This window comes from Aeromonas sp. QDB23 (assembly GCF_027707745.1).
Lineage (GTDB): Bacteria > Pseudomonadota > Gammaproteobacteria > Enterobacterales > Aeromonadaceae > Aeromonas > Aeromonas allosaccharophila.
Genome location: NZ_JAPCJA010000072.1, coordinates 1 through 17,921, shown reverse-complemented (window position 1 = coordinate 17,921; position 17,921 = coordinate 1). Strand labels below are relative to the sequence as shown.

The 17,921-nt window shown below is 59.3% G+C and carries 17 protein-coding genes and 2 tRNA genes; 7 read left to right on the top strand and 12 right to left on the bottom strand.

Annotation, left to right across the window (positions count from 1 at the left end; genetic code table 11):
* Positions 1–137: 137 nt before the first annotated feature.
* From PG888_RS20840 to PG888_RS20830, 3 genes are all read right to left on the bottom strand, one after another.
* Complete coding sequence (locus PG888_RS20840) at positions 138–395, bottom strand: hypothetical protein (RefSeq protein ID WP_270694235.1); 258 nt, start codon at positions 393–395, stop codon at positions 138–140.
* A gap of 282 nt (positions 396–677) precedes the next feature.
* Positions 678–2,063 (bottom strand): ATP-binding protein, encoded by a 1,386-nt coding sequence (locus PG888_RS20835; RefSeq protein ID WP_182970659.1) that lies wholly within the window; start codon positions 2,061–2,063, stop codon positions 678–680.
* Positions 2,063–2,737 (bottom strand): response regulator, encoded by a 675-nt coding sequence (locus PG888_RS20830; RefSeq protein WP_270694228.1) that lies wholly within the window; start codon positions 2,735–2,737, stop codon positions 2,063–2,065. Before PG888_RS20830 ends, PG888_RS20835 begins: the two co-directional genes overlap by 1 nt.
* A gap of 210 nt (positions 2,738–2,947) precedes the next feature.
* Here PG888_RS20830 and PG888_RS20825 point away from each other — a divergent pair, with 210 nt between their 5' ends.
* A complete protein-coding gene (locus tag PG888_RS20825; protein ID WP_201933774.1) occupies positions 2,948–3,628 on the top strand; it encodes a bactofilin family protein in 681 nt (226 codons plus the stop codon).
* A gap of 87 nt (positions 3,629–3,715) precedes the next feature.
* Here PG888_RS20825 and PG888_RS20820 read toward each other — a convergent pair whose 3' ends face one another.
* Complete coding sequence (locus PG888_RS20820) at positions 3,716–4,264, bottom strand: cytochrome b (protein ID WP_042657522.1); 549 nt, start codon at positions 4,262–4,264, stop codon at positions 3,716–3,718.
* Positions 4,265–4,576: 312 nt separating this feature from the next.
* The gene (gene tsaA / locus PG888_RS20815) at positions 4,577–5,281 is read right to left on the bottom strand and encodes a tRNA (N6-threonylcarbamoyladenosine(37)-N6)-methyltransferase TrmO (protein WP_201933763.1); all 705 of its coding nucleotides are present in this window, start codon (positions 5,279–5,281) and stop codon (positions 4,577–4,579) included.
* Between the two features lie 213 nt (positions 5,282–5,494).
* Between tsaA and PG888_RS20810 the strand changes: the two genes are divergently transcribed.
* On the top strand, positions 5,495–6,493 hold the full coding sequence (locus PG888_RS20810) for an NAD-dependent epimerase/dehydratase family protein (RefSeq protein ID WP_213393764.1): 999 nt from the start codon (positions 5,495–5,497) through the stop codon (positions 6,491–6,493).
* A 164-nt stretch (positions 6,494–6,657) separates the two neighbouring features.
* Here PG888_RS20810 and PG888_RS20805 read toward each other — a convergent pair whose 3' ends face one another.
* The 4 genes from PG888_RS20805 to cydD all read right to left on the bottom strand — a co-directional run bounded on the left by PG888_RS20805 (position 6,658) and on the right by cydD (position 11,081).
* A complete protein-coding gene (locus tag PG888_RS20805; RefSeq protein WP_005338205.1) occupies positions 6,658–7,044 on the bottom strand; it encodes a DUF488 domain-containing protein in 387 nt (128 codons plus the stop codon).
* A gap of 9 nt (positions 7,045–7,053) precedes the next feature.
* Complete coding sequence (rcsF, locus tag PG888_RS20800; RefSeq protein ID WP_013723982.1) at positions 7,054–7,425, bottom strand: Rcs stress response system protein RcsF; 372 nt, start codon at positions 7,423–7,425, stop codon at positions 7,054–7,056.
* A gap of 163 nt (positions 7,426–7,588) precedes the next feature.
* On the bottom strand, positions 7,589–9,319 hold the full coding sequence (cydC, locus tag PG888_RS20795; RefSeq protein ID WP_213393765.1) for a heme ABC transporter ATP-binding protein/permease CydC: 1,731 nt from the start codon (positions 9,317–9,319) through the stop codon (positions 7,589–7,591).
* The gene (gene cydD, locus PG888_RS20790; protein WP_005338198.1) at positions 9,312–11,081 is read right to left on the bottom strand and encodes a heme ABC transporter permease/ATP-binding protein CydD; all 1,770 of its coding nucleotides are present in this window, start codon (positions 11,079–11,081) and stop codon (positions 9,312–9,314) included. The genes cydC and cydD overlap by 8 nt, the downstream gene beginning before the upstream one ends.
* A 201-nt stretch (positions 11,082–11,282) precedes the next feature.
* Between cydD and PG888_RS20785 the strand changes: the two genes are divergently transcribed.
* Both PG888_RS20785 and PG888_RS20780 read left to right on the top strand, forming a co-directional pair.
* Positions 11,283–11,356 (top strand) — tRNA-Gly (locus tag PG888_RS20785).
* Between the two features lie 14 nt (positions 11,357–11,370).
* Positions 11,371–11,445 (top strand) — tRNA-Gly (locus PG888_RS20780).
* A 162-nt stretch (positions 11,446–11,607) separates the two neighbouring features.
* Here the strand turns inward: PG888_RS20780 and arcA are convergent.
* Positions 11,608–12,327, bottom strand: a complete 720-nt coding sequence (gene arcA / locus PG888_RS20775) for a two-component system response regulator ArcA (protein WP_005338193.1) — start codon at positions 12,325–12,327, stop codon at positions 11,608–11,610.
* Between the two features lie 396 nt (positions 12,328–12,723).
* Here arcA and PG888_RS20770 point away from each other — a divergent pair, with 396 nt between their 5' ends.
* Entirely contained in the window at positions 12,724–13,131 is a 408-nt protein-coding gene (locus PG888_RS20770) for a DUF3293 domain-containing protein (protein WP_213393766.1), read from the top strand.
* 42 nt (positions 13,132–13,173) lie between these two features.
* On the top strand, positions 13,174–13,653 hold the full coding sequence (locus PG888_RS20765) for a putative 4-hydroxy-4-methyl-2-oxoglutarate aldolase (protein WP_213393767.1): 480 nt from the start codon (positions 13,174–13,176) through the stop codon (positions 13,651–13,653).
* A gap of 1 nt (position 13,654) precedes the next feature.
* On the opposite strand, the gene PG888_RS20760 is transcribed toward PG888_RS20765, so the two are convergent.
* The gene (locus PG888_RS20760; protein ID WP_058053116.1) at positions 13,655–14,134 is read right to left on the bottom strand and encodes a hypothetical protein; all 480 of its coding nucleotides are present in this window, start codon (positions 14,132–14,134) and stop codon (positions 13,655–13,657) included.
* A gap of 168 nt (positions 14,135–14,302) precedes the next feature.
* Between PG888_RS20760 and PG888_RS20755 the strand changes: the two genes are divergently transcribed.
* Positions 14,303–14,701: an META domain-containing protein gene (locus tag PG888_RS20755; protein ID WP_201933738.1), complete on the top strand. Its 399-nt coding sequence runs from the start codon at positions 14,303–14,305 to the stop codon at positions 14,699–14,701.
* A gap of 219 nt (positions 14,702–14,920) precedes the next feature.
* On the opposite strand, the gene PG888_RS20750 is transcribed toward PG888_RS20755, so the two are convergent.
* Positions 14,921–17,921, bottom strand: a 3,001-nt coding sequence (locus PG888_RS20750; protein ID WP_270815971.1) for a VCBS domain-containing protein, incomplete at its 5' end; no start/stop codon positions are given.

Sequence of the window (17,921 nt, the reverse complement as noted above, 5' to 3'; positions counted from 1 at the left end):
ATCTGCTCCATGCGGGACAAGAAAATCTCTTTTCTGGTCTGACGGCGCTTACTGCTGAATTCACTGTCGGCGAAGGTGAGCTGATGACTCATGATGAACCCTTTTTCATGGCTCCAGATGACAAACATGATCTCATATCAGGGACTTGTTCGCACCTTCCTTGGCTCTATACGCTGTTTAAGAGGTATTTTTTCGTACCCTTCAGCATAAGTATCTCGAAATGTTTTTAAATGAAAATTTAAAAAATCTGCAGGTAAACCAACAAGGTTGTCAACAACCTTCAATATCGTGTCTGCAGTTTTGCACATGGTTGAAATAGGTGCTGAAACAGCATCAACAATATCGCCTTTAAGTACAAGACCATCAGTTGTAATACTTATCTCTTTTTCACCCATTGAGTTTACCATCCTTGAACTAAGTCTTTTATAAATTATTGTCTGTTGGGCTTCATGGGTATCAGCACCGACAAGTAAATAAGGTGTATCGCCAAGTTAATCAAGCCAACGCTACCGCGCGACCATGATACCGATTGAGGCCGTTTGTGGAAGGGCTGAGGGGCGATAATCTGTGCCGGATCAATAAATTAAGGCGCTCAAAGTGCTGAAACGACAAGGCCCCCGATGTCGGGGGCCTTGTGATAGCGCCATCACTGGTGAGGCTGAGCAGGGCAATGTCGGTCAGGGCAAGTCCAGGGTAAAGCGGGCGCCACCGAGGGGGGATTCATCGACCCGGATCTGGCCGCCGTAGCTGTGGACGATCTCGGTGACCACCGCCAGACCTATGCCCTGACCCGGCGAGCTGTCGGCGCGAACGCCACGCTGGAAGATCTGCTCCGATTTGGCCGGGTCGATACCCGGGCCATCATCTTCCACTTCGATGCGCAGCCGTTCGAGATGGCGGCGCACCGTCACCTTCACTTCGCTGATGGCAAACTTGCAGGCGTTGTCGAGCAGGTTGCCCATCAGCTCCATCAGGTCGCCCTGTTCGCCGTGAAAGAGGGCGTCATCATCGAACTTGAAATGGGTTTGCAGCTTCTTGTGGCGATAAACCTTGGTCAGGCTGGCCAGCAGTTTTTCAATCAGCGGCACCGGCTCGGTGCCCTTGCTGGCAAGGCGCTGGCGGCCGGTAACGGCGCGTCTGAGCTGATACTGGATCATCTGATCCATGGTGAGGATCTGCTCGTTGATGTTGTCGTGGATCTCCCGCCCCAGTTGCACTTCGCGGGTGGTGATCTGGATCAGCGCCAGCCGGGTTTTCAGGCTGTGGGCGAGATCGTTGAGGGCGTGCTGGTAGCGCTGGGTTTGCTGGCGTTCGTTTTCCAGCAGCTGGTTGACCGAGTCGGTCAGCGGGGCCAGTTCCCGTTCGAATTCGTTTGACAGCGCATCGCGCTTGCCAGCCCGGATATCGTCGATCTGGCGGGCGATGGTGCGCAGAGAGCTGAGGCTCCAGAAGGTGGTGAGCAGCAGCAGTCCGGCCAGCAGCAGGTAGGCGAGTAGCGCCTGACGGGCGGTCTGGTAGAGGTAGGTGCGCGACTCTTCGTGATAGCGTTTGGCCGAGTCGATCATCACTACGTAGTAGGCGGTGGTGCCACTGCCAGGATTGCGGATAAAACGCAGGCTGTAGACGTAGTAGCTCTCGCCGTTCTTGATGGTGTGTTTCTTGAAGAAGTAGTCGAGATCCATCCCCCCCAGATACTTCATCAGATCGCCGCAGATGGTCTGTTTGGCCTTGATCACCTCCGGCATATGGAGGCTCGACCAGACCAGCTCGCCATCGGCGCGGCAGATCAGGGTGTCGAGGTTGCTGTCACTGGCATCGCGGGACATCCGCCCCAGTTCGACAGTGGGGCCCTTGTCGTCCGGCTCGGTGGAGGAGAACAGCTTGGCCAGATTCTCCTGCATCCGGGCACTGGCCTTCTGGGTCTGCTCCTCGATATGGCCGAGGTAGAGGGCGTAGACGGCAAACCCCATGATCAGCGCGATGACCAGCAGCGAGCTGAGCAGCAGTTTGATGTGCAGGGAGCTGCGGATCATCTTGATGGGGCGCGGCAGATGAAACTGCATCAGTTACACGACAGGTTGAAGATGTAGCCCTGGCGCCGGATGGTGGAGATGGGTTGAATCGTCCCTTCCGGATCCAGCTTCTTGCGCAGGCGGCTCACCATCACCTCGATAGTGTTGGGGTCCCCTTCGCCGTCGCCGTAGAGCTGGTCGAGCAGTTGTTGCTTGGAGACCACCTGACGGGCGTTGCGCATCAGGTACTCCAGAATGAGGTATTCAAAGCTGGTGAGCACTGCCACTTCACCGGCGATGGTCAGCTCCTTGCGGGAGAGATCCAGCTCGTAATCACCGGCCTTCACCTTGGGCGAGATAAAACCGGCACTGCGACGCACCAGCGCATTGAGGCGGGCCAGCAGCTCATCTTTCTGGAACGGTTTGACCAGATAGTCATCAGCACCGGCTTCCAGTCCTTCGACCTTGTCCTGCCAGTTGCCACGGGCGGTCAGCACAATGATGGGGAAGGGGATCTGCCGTTCACGCAGTCGCCGGATCAGTTGCAGGCCATCCATATCGGGCAGACCGAGGTCGATGAACGCCACATCAATGGGGTAGTCAACGGCATAGTGCAGAGCAATCTCGGCCTTGTCGGTGCTGTAGACCTGATTGTCGGCTTCGGTCAGCAGGGAGGAGAGGTGGTGATTGAGCAGCTTGTCGTCTTCGACCAACAGAATTTTCATGATGTGAACGGTCATAGGGATCCAGGCTGTCAATTAGAAAGTGAATGTCGCTTCGAGTCAATTCGAATCCTATCTTGCCACTCCTGTATCGGGACTGAATCAGGGGGCTTCAGAGTTTGCGGCAACTGGTCGTTTATCCATTGTCCGTTGTTGTCGATGGCGCTTTGGTCAGTTCAATGCTGATCGCCATGCTGCGAAAGGTTTGACGAAATGAGAAAGGTAGCCGGAACGTGGCTGGCGCGGCTGAAGGGTCGGGAGCGCAGCGACTTCCTCTATATTGTCTGGCTCTGCTGGGGAGCAGCTCTGCTGCTCTATGTGCTGGGGTCACCCTGTTTTCTGTGGCCAGTGGCGCCGATGCCGCTGGTTCTGCTTGTCTGGTTGATGGAGAGAGTCGGGATGTTTGGAAAAAAACGTGATGGGGCGGCCAGTGTGTCAGCCGGGGCAACGGTCATTGCTGCCGGTGCCCGCTTCAAGGGCGAGTTGCAGGTCGAGGGGGATCTGGAGGTGCGCGGTCACGTCAATGGCACCATCCAGCTCACCGGCGGTGTGCTGCGCATCATGCAGGGCGGCACTGTCGAGGGTGACGTGAGTGCGCCCCACGTGATCATCAATGGTCTGCTTGAAGGCACCTGCACCTCCGCCGAGGTGGAGATCCTGGAGAGCGGCAAGATGCAGGGGATCTTCAAGGGGGGCAGCCTCTCCATCTGCAAGGGCGGCAACTTTGTCGGTCAGTCCCAGCCCACCGTGGCCGGCAAGGCCGATCCCGTGTTGCAAGCCTTGTCTGAAAACCGATCGCCCGAGAGCAAGCAGCCAGAGAACAAGAACAATGTGAAGAAGCTGCCGCACGAGCCGAAAGGCAAGGCGACCGAGGAGCTGGCCAAGCAGGCGTGATGCCGTTTGCCAGCCGTGCAGATGACGGTTGTTCAGGGAAACAGAGAGGGGGCCACGATGGCCCCCTCTGCGTTTCCCCGTTACCCGTTAGCTGCGGCGCGGCGGCAGCATATTGGTGAGGGTGTTGTCTTTGAGAATATGGTGGTGATAGAGGGCCGCCACCGTGTGCAGGCCGATCAGCGCGTAACCGATATTACCCAGCGTCTCGTGCACCTCCTTGATCAGTCCCTTGAGGTCCGGACTTGGGGAGATCAGGGCTGGCAGCTCAAGCCCGAAGAAGGGAATGGGCTTGCCCGCGGCGCTCAGCAGCAGCCAGCCAAACAGCGGGGTGAGCATCAAAAAGCCGTAGAGGGCGAGGTGGGCCAGTTTTGCCAGTTTGTGCATGACCGGGGAAAGCTCGGGCACGATACGGGGTGTCGGGCTCATCCAGCGCAGCGCCAGTCTGACAAATACCAGAGCGAAGATGAGCAGCCCCAGCATAAAGTGCCACTCCTTCATCAGATCCCGGCCAGGGTCGCCCTTGGGAAAGATATCGCGAAATTCGATCAGGGCGTAGACGGCGATCATGGCCCACAGGGTCAGCCAGTGCAGCCCGATGTTCAGGGTGCCGTAACGTTGTTCACTGTTCATCAGCATAGGTTTGTTCCTTCAGATTGGTTGTCACATCCGTGTGGCATTCCCGCTGAACAGCATATCGAAGCGAGGCCGGATCCCTTGGCGGCAACTGCCGTGCTGCTACCACTTGCCAGTGGCCAGCAGCCTGAAACGGGCGGCAGTCGGAGAGAAAAATCCCTCTACTCTCTGCATGGTATCACTGGCAACCGGGTGGATAGTCTGATCAATGCCACACAATTCACAGGCTTATTAAGCACCTTGTGACGTGAAGGCAGCGTGAAATAAAGGTGTGAAATTGCGTCAGTGGGGCCAATGACGGCTTCACGCCGGGGATCAGGCGGGCTCGATGGCCAGCACCATGCAATCCGGTTCGTTGATGCGAAAACGGACGTTGCAGTCAAACAGCCGTACCCCGTACTCCTTCTCATCCGGCTTGCCCTTCTTGTAGGCGGGGCGAGGATCTTGCGCCAGCACTTCGCTCACCAGCTGGCGCAGCTCGGGATGGGCCTTGAGCCAGGGTTGCAATTGCTGCTCGGCCTCGGCACTGAAACGCACCGCCAGCGGCGGGGTGGGGGCATCGGGGGCAAAGCCGCCACGGGCATCCGGCAGGCTGTCGGCATAGGGAATGTAGGGTTTGATATCGACGATGGGGGTGCCATCGAGCAGATCCACCGCCCCCAGCTCCAGCCACAGCTTGCCCCGTTCGCGACCGACCCCGTGCAGTTCGACCACCGAGAGGCCGAGCGGATTGGGGCGGAAGGTGGAGCGAGTGGCAAAGACGCCGACCCGCTCGTTGCCGCCAAGGCGCGGCGGGCGCACCGTCGGGTGCCAGCCCTGCGCCATGGTCTGGTGAAAGACGAAGCTGAGCCACAGATGGGAGAACTGCTCGATGCCGCGCAGCACATCCGGCTGATCGTAAGGGGGGAGCAGCTCGAGGCGGGCGCGAGCCGATTTGACCAGACCGGGCTGGCGGGGGATGGCGAACTTCTCCTTGTAGGGAGAGCGGATGATCCCGAGGGTGTTGATTTCGAACTTCATGGCGGATCCTGACTGAAAACCCCGGCAATTTAGCACAGGCAGCCCCAAAACGCAGGCTTGGCCTCACTACGCCCATTTCTGCTGCGCTGCCGTGATCCCTGTCCCATCCCGGCCAGTCGGGGGCTGTGCCCGCGCGCCAAGTTGCGTAGGGTGGAGGCAACGGGCGCATCAGGATGCAATGTGCGCACTCGCGCCGAAGGGGGAGGGAGAGGGATGAAACTGCTGATTATCGGTGGCACCGGCTTTTTGGGGCGCCACCTCACCGCGCTGGCACTGGATTGGGGCCATGAAGTGACGCTGTTCAACCGTGGCCTGCACCAGCATCCGGACTGGCGCGATCTGGTGCAGCTCACCGGTGACAGGGACAAGAGCCTGAGCGCCCTGCAAGGGGCCGGGTTGCAGTGGGATCTCGTCATCGACACCTGCTGCTATCGCCCCGAGCAGGCGGCGAGCCTCTCGGCGGCCTTGCTCGGGCGCTGCGCACGGCTGATCTTTATCTCCACTATCAGCGTCTATCGCGATTTCTCAATGCCCGGAATGGATGAGTCGGCGCCGCTGCATGCTATCCCCGCAGGCGAAATGCCCTCTGACTACGGTCCCCTCAAGGTATTGTGCGAGGCCGAGTATCACGCCCGCTGGGGCGATCGGCTCTGCATCCTGCGCCCGGGCGTGCTGTGCGGCTCCCATGATCCCACTGGTCGCATGGCGTGGTGGATTAAGCGGGTGCAGCAGGGCGGGCCCTGGTTGTTGCCGGGCAGTGGCGAGGATCGCTTGCAGTATCTCGATGTGCGCGACTGCGCCGAGTTTGTGCTGCGCGCAGCCGAGCAGCAGTTGTCGGGCATCTTCAACCTGCTCAAGCCCGGCATTACCCTCTGCGACTGGCTGGAGCGGCTGAGCGCCCGGTTGCAGCCCGCCCGCCCGATCCTGCCCGAGTGGCTGCCTTGGTCGACCCTGATGGCGGCCGGAATTGAGCCCTGGCAGAGCTATCCCACCCTCTTGCCCTGCGCGCAGGCGGAGTTTGCCGGTTACGGCTCTATAAGCGCCGAGGCGGCCATCGTCCACGGGTTGAACTTCCGGCCGCTGGAGGAGACCGCCGCCGACCTTGCCCACTGGCTGGCCATCGAGCCTGCCGCCGGGGTGGCGGAACATGCCATGACTCTGTCCCAGGAGGACTTGCTGCGTCAGCAGTTGCTGGAGCCCATCGTGTTATAAGAGATTGGCGTGCTTATCGTGCCGCTGCTACCGAGCGTGGCACGGCAGGTGTAAATACAACGAGAGAGGGCATCCCGCGGGATGCCCTCTCTGTCTATTCGTACCTGATGGCTACCGAAGATCGGCTGACGCGATTCCCCATCCCATCGCTGTCGCTCACCGAGTTAGCGGATGGCGGCCCCCGCGGCTACCAGCAGCTCTTTCAAAATGGTGCGATGGCAGCGGGACTCCTGCTCGCAGTAACAGCCCACCGACAGATTGGTGGTGTGGGAGAGGGCAGCCAGCAGCGCCAGATCGTGCCTGGCGGCAGGTTGCGCCATCTCGGCCTTGTACTGTTTGCCAAACGCTGCCCACTGGGCGGGTGTTTCGGCTGCCTGCCCCAGCTTCATGGTTTCGCTGCTGGGGGCCAGGTTGGGAAACCAGACATCGTACCAATGCTGGCTGGCAAATTCGCTTTTGGGCACACCGCGGGGCGGGCGGCGCACTGTGCCGATCCGCAGCCCCTCATCGGGCAGGCGCGGGCTGCCAAGGCGAACGATAGCGAGGGCCATGACAGCGGGTTACTTCTCTTCGGCCACTTTCAGCGCCTGCCCGTAGCAGATCACCTGTTTCAGGCAGCCCGGGGTGTCGCTGAACTCGGCGCACTTGTCGATGGTGACGCCGTTGCCACCCATGTCGGCGGCGCGGCGGCGGGCCAGGGTGCGTGCTTCACCGGCGTTGGGCACCGGCTGGTTGGCATCGGCCTGGCAGGATTCACCCTCGATGGTGCCGAGGTAGAGGTAGTTGAGGTCAGCCAGCTCATCCTGTTCGTAGATGCGCACGCTACCGGGTTTGAAATATTCGTCGAAGTTCTCTTTATCCAGATTGCTGTTGAAGGCGTAGTTGGCACAGCCGGAGGCAATCAGGGGCATCATCAGGATCAGGCGTTTCATCGTCTCGTATCTTGTGTCGGTGATGAGGACAGTAGAAATGCGCAGGCGCTCCATGTCGGCATCTTGTTGAATAATGAGGGGGACATTATAGGGGCCAGCCGCCTGCGGCGACCAGCCCCGTTTTGCGCCCGGGTGTCAGGGTGTGACCCCCATCAGCCTGATATCAGACAGCAGCAAGCCGTTGGTAAAGGCTGCGATAGTAATCATCCGCCAGCAGCTCGTTGTGAGGGGCGCAGAGGCGGATCTGTCCCTCTTCCATCAGGGCAATCCGGTCCATATGCTCCATCCCCAGCAGGCGGTGGGAGATGAGCAGCAAGGTGCGATCTGCCCCGAGCCGGAACAGCAGATCCATGATCTCCCGCTCGGTTTGACTGTCGAGCCCTTCGGTCGGCTCGTCCAGCAGCCAGAGCGGCGCATCGTGCAGCAGGGCGCGGGCGATGCCGATACGGCGACGCTCGCCACCGGAGAGGGGGCGGCCGCCGTCACCGAGCCAGGCGTCGAGGCCCGCCTCATCTTCCAGCAGATTGGCCAGTCCGACCTGGGTCAGCACCGCAATCAGCTGATCGTCAGTGGCGGTCGGGGCGGCCAGCTTGAGGTTGCCGCGCAGGGTATCCGCAAACAGATGCACCCGCTGGCTTACTACCGAGATGGAGGCGCGCAGCGCCCCTTCGCTGTAGTCGGTGAGCGGCTTGCCACCCAGCAGGATCTTGCCAGCCTGCGGGCTCCACTCCCGGGTCAGCAGCCCCATCAGGGTCGATTTGCCGCAGCCGGTCTGGCCCAGCAGCGCCAGCTTCTCACCGGCGTGCAGTTGCAGGGTGCAGCCACGCAGCACCGGCTGGGGGTTGCCGGGGTAGCCAAAATAGAGGTCATTGATCTGCAGCGCGCCAGCGGTGGCGTGGGTCTGCTCGTCGCCCCAAACGGGGGCTTTTGCCTCTTGCAGGATCTCGTTCAGGCGGCGTGCCGAGGTTAGGCTGGTGGAGAGGTGCTGGAAAGCCCCCGCCAGCGGCATCAGTGCCTCGAAGCTTGCCAGGGTGGCAAAGACCATCAATGCGGTAATGGGGTCGGGCGCAGCACCCGCTACCCCATGACCGGCCAGCCAGAGCATCAGGGTCAGGGTCCAGCCGCTCAGCAGTTGCACCGAGAAGTTGGCCAGCCCGCTCACCTTGGCCATGCGGGCCTGTGCGACGAGCAGCGCCTGTTCGGCTTGTTGCAGCTCAACCAGCGCCTTGGGGGCGGCGGCAAACATCTGCAGCTCGGCCTGACCATCCAGATAGTCCACCATCCGGGTACGCAGGGTCGATTTTTCGGCAATCAGCGCCTGACCGGGGCGACGGCCGAGGAAGTAGAACACCAGCGGCAGGGCAATCATGCCAAATAGCAGAATGGCACCCAGGGTGAGGGCGAGGCGACTGTCAAAAAACGACAGGAAGAAGACCAGTCCGGCGGTGCTGAGCAGGGCCGCGCCTATGGGGGTGATCAGCCGCAGATAGACGTGGTCCATCGCATCGATGTCGGCTACCAGTCGGTTGAGCAGATCCGCCTGACGGAAACCGGCCAGGGTACCGGTGGAGAGCGGCGAGAGTTTCTGCCAGAACCAGACCCGCAGTCGGGTCAGTACCCGGAAGGTGGCGTCGTGGCTCACCACCCGCTCACCCCAGCGACCGGCGGTGCGAACGATGGAGAAGAAGCGCACCCCGCCCGCAGGGGTCATGTAGTTAAAGGCATGGGTCGTCGCAACGGTCATCCCCGCCACGGCGGCGGCGGAGAGGAACCAGCCGGAGAGGGAGAGCAACCCCATGCCGGCGGCCAGGGTCACCAGCGCCAGCAGCAAACCAATGGTGAGGCTGAGCCAGTGTTGGCGATAGAGGCGCAGAAACGGCAACAGATCACTCATCGAGAGAACCTCCGGAACGTTGGGAGAGCAGGCGGGCAAAAGGCCCCTGCCCAGAACTAAGTTGCTGGAAGCTGCCTTGCTCCACCAGCTGGCCGCGGGCCAGCACCATTATCTTGTCCATCTTGGTAAGCTGGTCGAGGCGGTGGGTGATCATCAGCAGGGTCTGGCCAGCCATCACCTGCTCAAGGGTGGTCATGATGGCGCGTTCGGAGTGGCGATCCAGACTGGCGGTCGGTTCGTCGAGCACCATCAGCTGGGTTGATTTAAGCAGGGTTCGCGCCAGGGCGAGGCGCTGAGCCTGACCGACCGAGAGACCGCCTGCCTGATCGCCGACCGGATAGTCGAGCCCCTTCTCCATGGCAAATTCCCACGCCTGTGCCCGTTTCAGGGCATCTTCCAGCTCGGCATCGCTGGCCGTTGGCTTGGCCAGCAGCAGGTTGTCACGCAAGGAGGCGTGGAACAGCTGCGGGTTTTGCGAGAGCCAGCCCAGCTGCAGGCGCCACTGGCTCATGTCGAGGGTGGCGAGCTCCTGCCCGTTGACCTTGAGTTCACCGCGATAGGGGGCAAAGCCGAGCAGGGCGTTGACCAGCGAGCTCTTGCCTGCGCCGCTGACGCCGATGAGGGCGGTACGCGTACCGGCTTCCAGGGTGAAGTCGATGGGGCCGACCAGCACCTTGCCCTCGGCGCTCAGCACTTCAAGTCCTTTGGCTTCTACCTTGACCGGGCTGTCGGCATGGAACGGCGCCGTGCCTGCGGCAGGTTCGCTCACCTCGGCTTCGAGGAATTCAAGCAGCTGCTCGGCAGCGCCAATGGCCTGCGCCTTGGCGTGGTAGTGGGCACCCAGTTCCCGCAGCGGGGCGTAGAACTCGGGGGCGAGAAACAGCACGAACAGGCCGGTAAAGAGGGTGACCTTGACCCCATAGCTACCAAAGTTCAGATGGTCGATATAAGAGAAGCCGAAGTAGACGGCAACCAGCGCTACCGAGATGGCGGCGAAAAACTCCAGCACGGCGGTGCTCAAAAACGCCAGGCGCAGCACTTCCATGGTGCGTTCGCGAAAATCTTCCGAGGCATCGCGAATGGCTTCACCTTCAGCCTGGGTACGCATAAAGAGTTGCAGCGTGCGTAGCCCCTTCAGCCGATCGAGGAAGTGGCCGGAGAGGCGGGCCAGCGCCTGAAAGTTGCGGCGGTTGGCATCGGCGGCACCCACACCTACCAGGATCATAAAGATGGGGATGAGGGGCGCCGTGCCCAGCAGGATCAGGCCCGCCGCCCAGTTGACCGGGAACACGGCCACCAGAATGACCACCGGAATAAAGACGGCGATGGCCATCTGCGGCAGATAGCGGGAGAAGAAATCCTGCATGTTTTCAATTTGTTCCAGCAGCAGGCTGGCCCAGCTACCGGCCGGACGGCGCTGGATATAGGCAGGGCCGAGACGGCTAAGGCGAGTGAGCACCAGCTGGCGGATGGTCTGGCGCACCGCGCTGCCCGCCTTGAAACTGGCCACTTCGCGGCCATAGGCCAGCGCCGCTTTGCCAAGCGTCACCAGCAGCAGGGTAATAAAGAATGTGATGGATTGCTCAGGCGTTGAGCCTTCGATGATAAAGCCGTGCAACAGGGTCGCCAGCAGCCAGGCTTGCGCCACCATCAGAATGCCCTGGCCAAGGCCAAAAGCGATGGATATCGTGATCCAGCGGCGACCGTGACTCGATTGCTTGCGCAACCAGCCATAGAGACGTTTTTGCGTTTTTTTATCCATTACCACCATCCTCGCGTCGAGTGGCGCAAGACTATCCTTGCCGTTTGGCCTTGGCAACCTTGTAAATTATCTGTGTTGAAAATGTTTGATGGAAAAAGCAACCGTCTGTTCAATCCTTGTCCGAACAGATTGATTTATTGAAAAAAGTGGCAAAGGCGCCATTGCGCTCGGCGGCAAAATGCATATAGTAGGAGCCCTGACGCGGGTGTAGTTCAATGGTAGAACGGTAGCTTCCCAAGCTGCATACGTGGGTTCGATTCCCATCACCCGCTCCAAATTTCAGATGCCAGCGGGCATCGTATAATGGCTATTACCTCAGCCTTCCAAGCTGATGATGCGGGTTCGATTCCCGCTGCCCGCTCCAGCTTCAAAACAAAAAGCCCACTCCTGCGAGTGGGCTTTTTGTTTTTCATCTGTCTTGTGCGCCGTCAGACGTCACGCTCACGGTTTCTCAGCTTTTAAGGCAAACCGCAGAGACAGAAAAGGCGCCCAAGGCGCCTTTTCAGATCAACAGCGTCGCGGGAGCTTATTCCTGCTCCAGCTCACCACAGAAACGGTAGCCTTCGCCGTGGATGGTGGCGATGATCTCCGGAGTATCGTTAACGCTTTCGAAGTGCTTGCGAATGCGACGGATGGTCACGTCAACGGTACGGTCGTGTGGCTTGAGCTCACGGCCGGTCATCTTCTTCAGCAGCTCGGCACGGGTCTGGATCTGGCCCGGATTTTCGCAGAAGTGCAGCATGGCGCGGAACTCGGAGCGCGGCAGCTTGAACATGTCGCCAGTCGGGCTGACCAGTGCGCGGCTGTTGATATCCAGCGCCCAGCCGTTGAACAGGTAGCGCTCAACCAGCTTCTTCTCTTCGCCACCGGCAGCCACGTTCATGGTGCGGCTCAGCAGGTTGCGGGCACGGATGGTCAGCTCACGGGGGTTGAACGGCTTGGTGATGTAATCATCGGCGCCGATCTCCAGACCCAGGATCTTGTCCACTTCGTTGTCACGACCGGTCAGGAACATCAGGGCGATGTTGTCGTTTTCACGCAGCTCACGGGCCAGCAGCAGGCCATTCTTGCCCGGCAGGTTGATGTCCATGATCACCAGATTGATGGTGTGGGAAGTGAGGGCTTGATGCATTTCGTCGCCGTTGTTGGCTTCGAGCACGATGTAGCCTTCGGCTTCAAAAATGCTTTTCAGGGTATTGCGTGTGACCAGCTCGTCTTCGACGATCAGAATGTGTGGTGTTTGCATGAGTATTCCCAGATTCTTATCAGTTAATTATCTTAAATTTAACACTCTTTGGCGTTTCAAACCGATTTCCTGACTGATCCTGAAAATTTATTACGTCATCCTGGGTATGAGAGTCAGGTCGGAATATCGCGAATTAGGCATCAGTACCGGCAAGTATCCCTGTGCCACTTATAGGTTCCCGACAAGTCTGGTCGAGCAGAGCCTGGAAAGGTCGTCCATTACGAAAGTGGCCGCATTTTATCAGTTAACAGGAGCATAACAACACTCTTTGCCGTCAGATAGCAACTTTTTAACTCTGATTTGATATAGGTCAAACCCTGGTACAGCAGCATCATACTTGGCCTGAACCGGGTTTTCGCCCCTACAAAATGTAATGGAATGTAACATGTGATTGACATGAATTTGTGGGAAAACTACAAGAAAATCTGCTTTATCGCGCCATTTGAGCCACCAGACAGGTCTGCCTTTGCCATCATCACAGCCTGGAATCCTGCCAGTCAGTGGGTCACAGAACGACGCAATATGCGGCGGGAACGGGCGCTGTGGCGCCATCTGACCGTGGATTTGCAGGTGCCAGTGGTGGGGCCGTTTTGGGGATCTGACCCGGACGAACGCTGGCAGGAGTCATCGCTGGCGGTGGCGCTATCTCTGCCACAAGCCCGTCAGCTGGCTGCCCGTTTTGGCCAGAATGCTCTCTACTGGGTGGAGGATGGCCAGCTCTGGCTGGTGCCAGTATTGACGGATAAATCAGCAGTTTGTCTGGGCAATATTGAATCCTTCTGGATTGCCAGAAACCTTGTCTGATGAAAGAATGAACACCTCCATGTATCTGAAAGGAATCAAATCATGCTGGATCTCCTGCCCGACCTCTGCGATCAACATGGCGACTTGCTGCAAGTGGCCGACCCGGTGTTTCAGGATTTTGGCGGCAAGAGCATCTTCTATGGTCGCGCCGTAACGCTCTCCTGTTATGAAGACAACAGTCTGGTGCGGGAGCTGGTGACCCGCCCCGGTCACGGCAAAGTGATGGTGATCGACGGCGGCGGCTCGCTGCGTCGTGCGCTGCTTGGCGATCAACTGGCGGTCAAGGCGGTGGAGCAGGGGTGGGAGGGGATCCTGATCCACGGCGCGGCGCGGGATGTGGGCACCCTGGCGACATTGGCGCTCGGGGTCAAGGCGCTGTCAGCCTGTCCGGTCAAGACCGAGAAGCGGGGATTGGGAGAGCTGGGGGCCGTGGTCAGCTTTGCCGGTGTGACCATCCACGAAGGGGATTACGTCTATGCGGATCGCAACGGCGTGGTGGTGAGTGCCACGCCGCTGATCTGATTCAGAAGTTGAAACCGACCCCCAGGCTCAGCGCCTGATCGGCTGTGATGGCGCTGACGCCGTAGTTGGCGGTGAGGGAGAGTCTCGGTGTCAGCAGCAGGCTGGAGTTAAGCTCCAGCAGGGTGCTGGCCTTGTTGAGATCGAGATGCTTGATCTGGCTGCCGATATTGAATGCCGGAGAGAGCTGATAGCGCACCCCCGAGCTCATATTGAAACCGGATGTGCGATTCTGATCCGCCACCGCCGGGCCCGCTTCCATAAAGAGGGTCACATCATCCACCACCGGATATTGATAACCGCTATTGACCAGCCAGAGATCAAAACTGTCGCTGTGATGGCTATGGCCATTGAGCAGCACACCCGAGTAACTTTTGACATAGAGAGACGGGTTGGATTGCGGCTGAACCACTGCCCAGTCGGCGGCCTGTACGGCCATGCTGGCGCAGGATGCAAGCAGTGTGATGAGAAGCGCCTTGGTCATTCTTTTCCCCTCCCTGGGTCCGGAACTGAGCTTAAGCATGGCACAAGCATGGCACATGCCAGCTGGTAGTAAAGTGAAGCGAGATCACAATAAAATCCTTTGGCGTGGGCGCCAGCCATGATAAACAGGCTGCCGTATTGATGGCTCTAATCATTAAGAGGTGAATCCATGAACAAGAAACTGACTCTGCTGGCCGCGCTGGCACTGGGAGGCTGCGCAATGGCAACAGGTTCCAGCATGGCTCAACTGCAAGCATCCGGCTGGCAGCTGCAAGGCGCCACCGGTGATACTTTCACCCTGCAAGTGGTCGATGGCAAGGTGGCGGGCAAGGGCGGCTGCAATCGCTATTTTGGCGGTATCACCAAGCAGGGTGACGGTGTCTTGACGCTGGGGGCTATGGGCTCCACTCGCATGATGTGCATCGGCGATGAGATGAACAAAGAGATGGAGTACCTGCAAAAACTTGAGAAGGTGGCCACCTACTCCATCAACGGCAACCAGCTGACCCTGAGCGACGCCAACAAGGCAGCCCTGCTCACCTTCAACGCCGTGCCTGCCGCCAAATAAGGCACGCCGTTCGTCTGACAACCCAGTCAGCGCTGACTGCGCTGGCGGGTCAAACGCTCTGATACGCCCTCCCTGTGGAGGGCGTCTGTGTATCTGGCACTGCGTGCCCATACACATCCCCCTTTTGGTCATATGTGTTATCTGAACCGGCAGAGAAAAGAAAACCCCGCTCCGGTATCAGCCGGAGCGGGGTTTTGACTATCTCGGGATGACGAGGGGTTACTGTACGAACTGCTGATGCAGCGCCAGTTCATCAAACAGCTGATCCTGGATGGTCGCGCCATTCAGATTGGGCATGCTGTGATCCGCAAATGAGCTGTAAGGATCGCTCCCGTTGTTCGTTGCGACACCTTGCACTGCCGAGTCCAGTTGTGCCAGCAGGTCATCCAGTTCGCTATCGCCGCTATCGAGTAGCTCACTGAACGCCAGCGTCGCACCGGGCGGACTCTGCAGTTCGCCGCTCTGGGGTGCCGCCAGGCTGAGTGCACTGAAATCAATCAGCTCATCCTGCATCTCGTCGTGGGTGGCCTGGCTGCTCGTATCCTCGTCGCTGACTGTCTCGCTGGTCATTGTCGGCGCGGCCGCCATGCGCAGACTGATTGGGGCTGCAACACTGCCAGCCAGATCCTGAACGGCGATATCCAGGTTGGTTTCCGCGGTATCCCCATCACCATCGCGCAGGGTAAGGAGGAACTTGTCCTCTCCATCGCCATGCACATCCTTGGCCTGATAGTCGTACTGCCCGGTTTCAAAGTTCAGCGCCAGCTTGCCATTGGCGGTATCCAGCGTCAGCTTGCTGCCATCGGTCACCTTGATGTCGCTATCGCTGTGGTGGGCGAAGATGCCGTTTTTCTGCTGATCGTAGAAATAGGCCTGGCCATCATGGGTCAGGCTCTCGACCCACTCCCCTTCGATCGACGATCCGGTGAGATCCCCGTGCAGCTGGCCCGGGACCGACTCGGTCAGCGTGCTGATAATGTCGGCATCCTTCTCCACCTTGATGGCGGTGCCATCCTGACCCGCCATGGGCGCCAGATACTCCAGCGAGGAGCTCTGGCCGATGGCAAGCATATTGACGTTGTCAAAGGGGTTGCCATGCTGATCCAGAATGTGCTCCATGGACTCGCCCAGGATCAGCAACTGCTCGGCATGGGTCGGTGCGACCCGGCCAGTGAGCAGGTCCTGATAGTGCTGCTCACCACCCACTTCATCCGGGCTGATGCCCTTCATCAGGCGCTCGCGGAACATGTCTGATTTGTATGTACCGTTCATCCAGTAGCTGAAATCCGAGGGGGCGCCATCGGAGAGGAAGTAGAACTGCTTGCTGCTTCCCGCCATCTCCTGCTGATTCTGACTATCTGACAGAATCGTATCGAGCTGGTTAAGTGCCTGAGTGTAGGGGGTCCAGCCTCCCGGGCTCAGCTTGCTGAAGAACTGCTGGATGTCGGCCAGGGAGTGCAGCCAGCCAGAAATCTGCCCATCCGGGTTGCCTGCGTGGGTGGCAATCTTGAACTGCACATCCCCCAGCTTGTCGTACTGATCGAACATCGCCTTGATAGCCTGTTGCGAAAGTGACCAGCGGGTTGTCCACTGTCCATTTGCGTTCTGGACGGGGTCATTCATAGAGTCGGACATATCCAGCGCAATGATGACGGAGTTGGATTGCGGTGCCATATCCCCGGTGGTGAGGGTCAGGTGGGCAGGCGCAGGGGCGCTGTCGATCACATCGATCACCAGTTCTCCCTTGGTGTGCTGGTTGCCAACCTTGATATCGAGCTCGAACGGCAGAGAGAGGGTGTCCTTGCCGGCAGCACCATGATCGAGCGGGCGGAACAGATCCAGCTCATAAGTGCCGTTCTGCGAGTTCAGCTGTGCTGTCAGCACATTGACCTTCTGGCCCGCCTCCGTGATAAAGCCGGTCAGGGTTAGACCATCGTTGCTCACCTCGTAGCTCAGTGGCTTGCCACCACTGTTGACTGCCGTACCTGTCTGCCGGGTTGCAAACTGGTAGTCGTGGGGTGTGGCATCCTGAGCGCCCGGCAGTGAGCCTTGGCTGTGGGCATGCGCGCCGCCTGCCAGTCCATCCTCTTGCACAGTCACATGCAGGGGAGCCGGTGCGGGCAAGCTCTCACCGATCAAGGTGATGGTGACATTGGCGTGATCGGTAGCACCGTGAAAGTCGCGAATCGCGTACTCAAACTTGATCTCTTTGGCCTCGCCCGCGACCAAATCCCGTTCAGCCTCCGGCAACGTCAGCAGGTACTTGGCGGCATCGAACTGCAGCTTGCCATTGACCAGGGTGACATAGTCCGGGTAGCTCCCCGGCACGATGGAGATGGCATCCCCGTTGGGATCGGAGTCGTTGCTCAATACGTCGAGGGAGAGCACGCCGGTCTCATTGGTCTGATAAGACTGATCGAAGCGAGTCAGATCAGCGGTGACCTTGGTAATAAAGTACTCCGAGCCTTGCGGATCGACGATGCCGTCCTTATAGCCGAGGGCTGACATTTCGATGGTGTCAAAGTAGCGGCCACCGGCATCGATCTGCACATTCTGTTTACCGCCAGCGTTGCCTTCAAAGATACCGGTCGCCACCAGCTCGCCCTTGTAGAAGGCTTTCCAGACTCCCCGCTCGACACCGGGCTCCCAGCCGCCATGCGCCTGGTCGTGCCACAGGTTTTTGACCTCGATGGTGGCATGGTCGGCAACCTGACCCTGCTGGAAGGTGAAGCGCATGGCTTCGCTCTGGTTCGCGCTGTCGAGGTAGCCGATCTGTCCTGCCTGAACGCTGTCTGCGCCAGGTTGCTCGATACCGGATTTCACCCCGAAGCGGTGGTCGCCATCGCCGGTGTAATCGGATTTCTCGGCATCGGCCACTTTCTGCCCGGTTGTGGCATCAATGACATAGTAATCGACCTTGATATCGCCACTGATATCCCAGTTCTGTGCATCGAGCGTGACGGTCTTGTCGCTGACAAGGCCGTCATCCTGCGCATCAGGGGCCTCGTTGGTGCCGGTGATGGTGACGGTGACGGTGTGCTGGGCAGAGCCATCGGCACTCTTGACCACGAAGGTTTCGCTGGGCAAGGATTCCCCTTCTTTAAGGGCCTGCACCTGCGGGTCATCGTTGTCGAGCTGGTAGCTCCAGTTGCCATCTTTATCGATGGTGAAGGTGCCGTGGTTACCCTTGACCTGAGTCTGGGGCTGGAACACCGCTTCG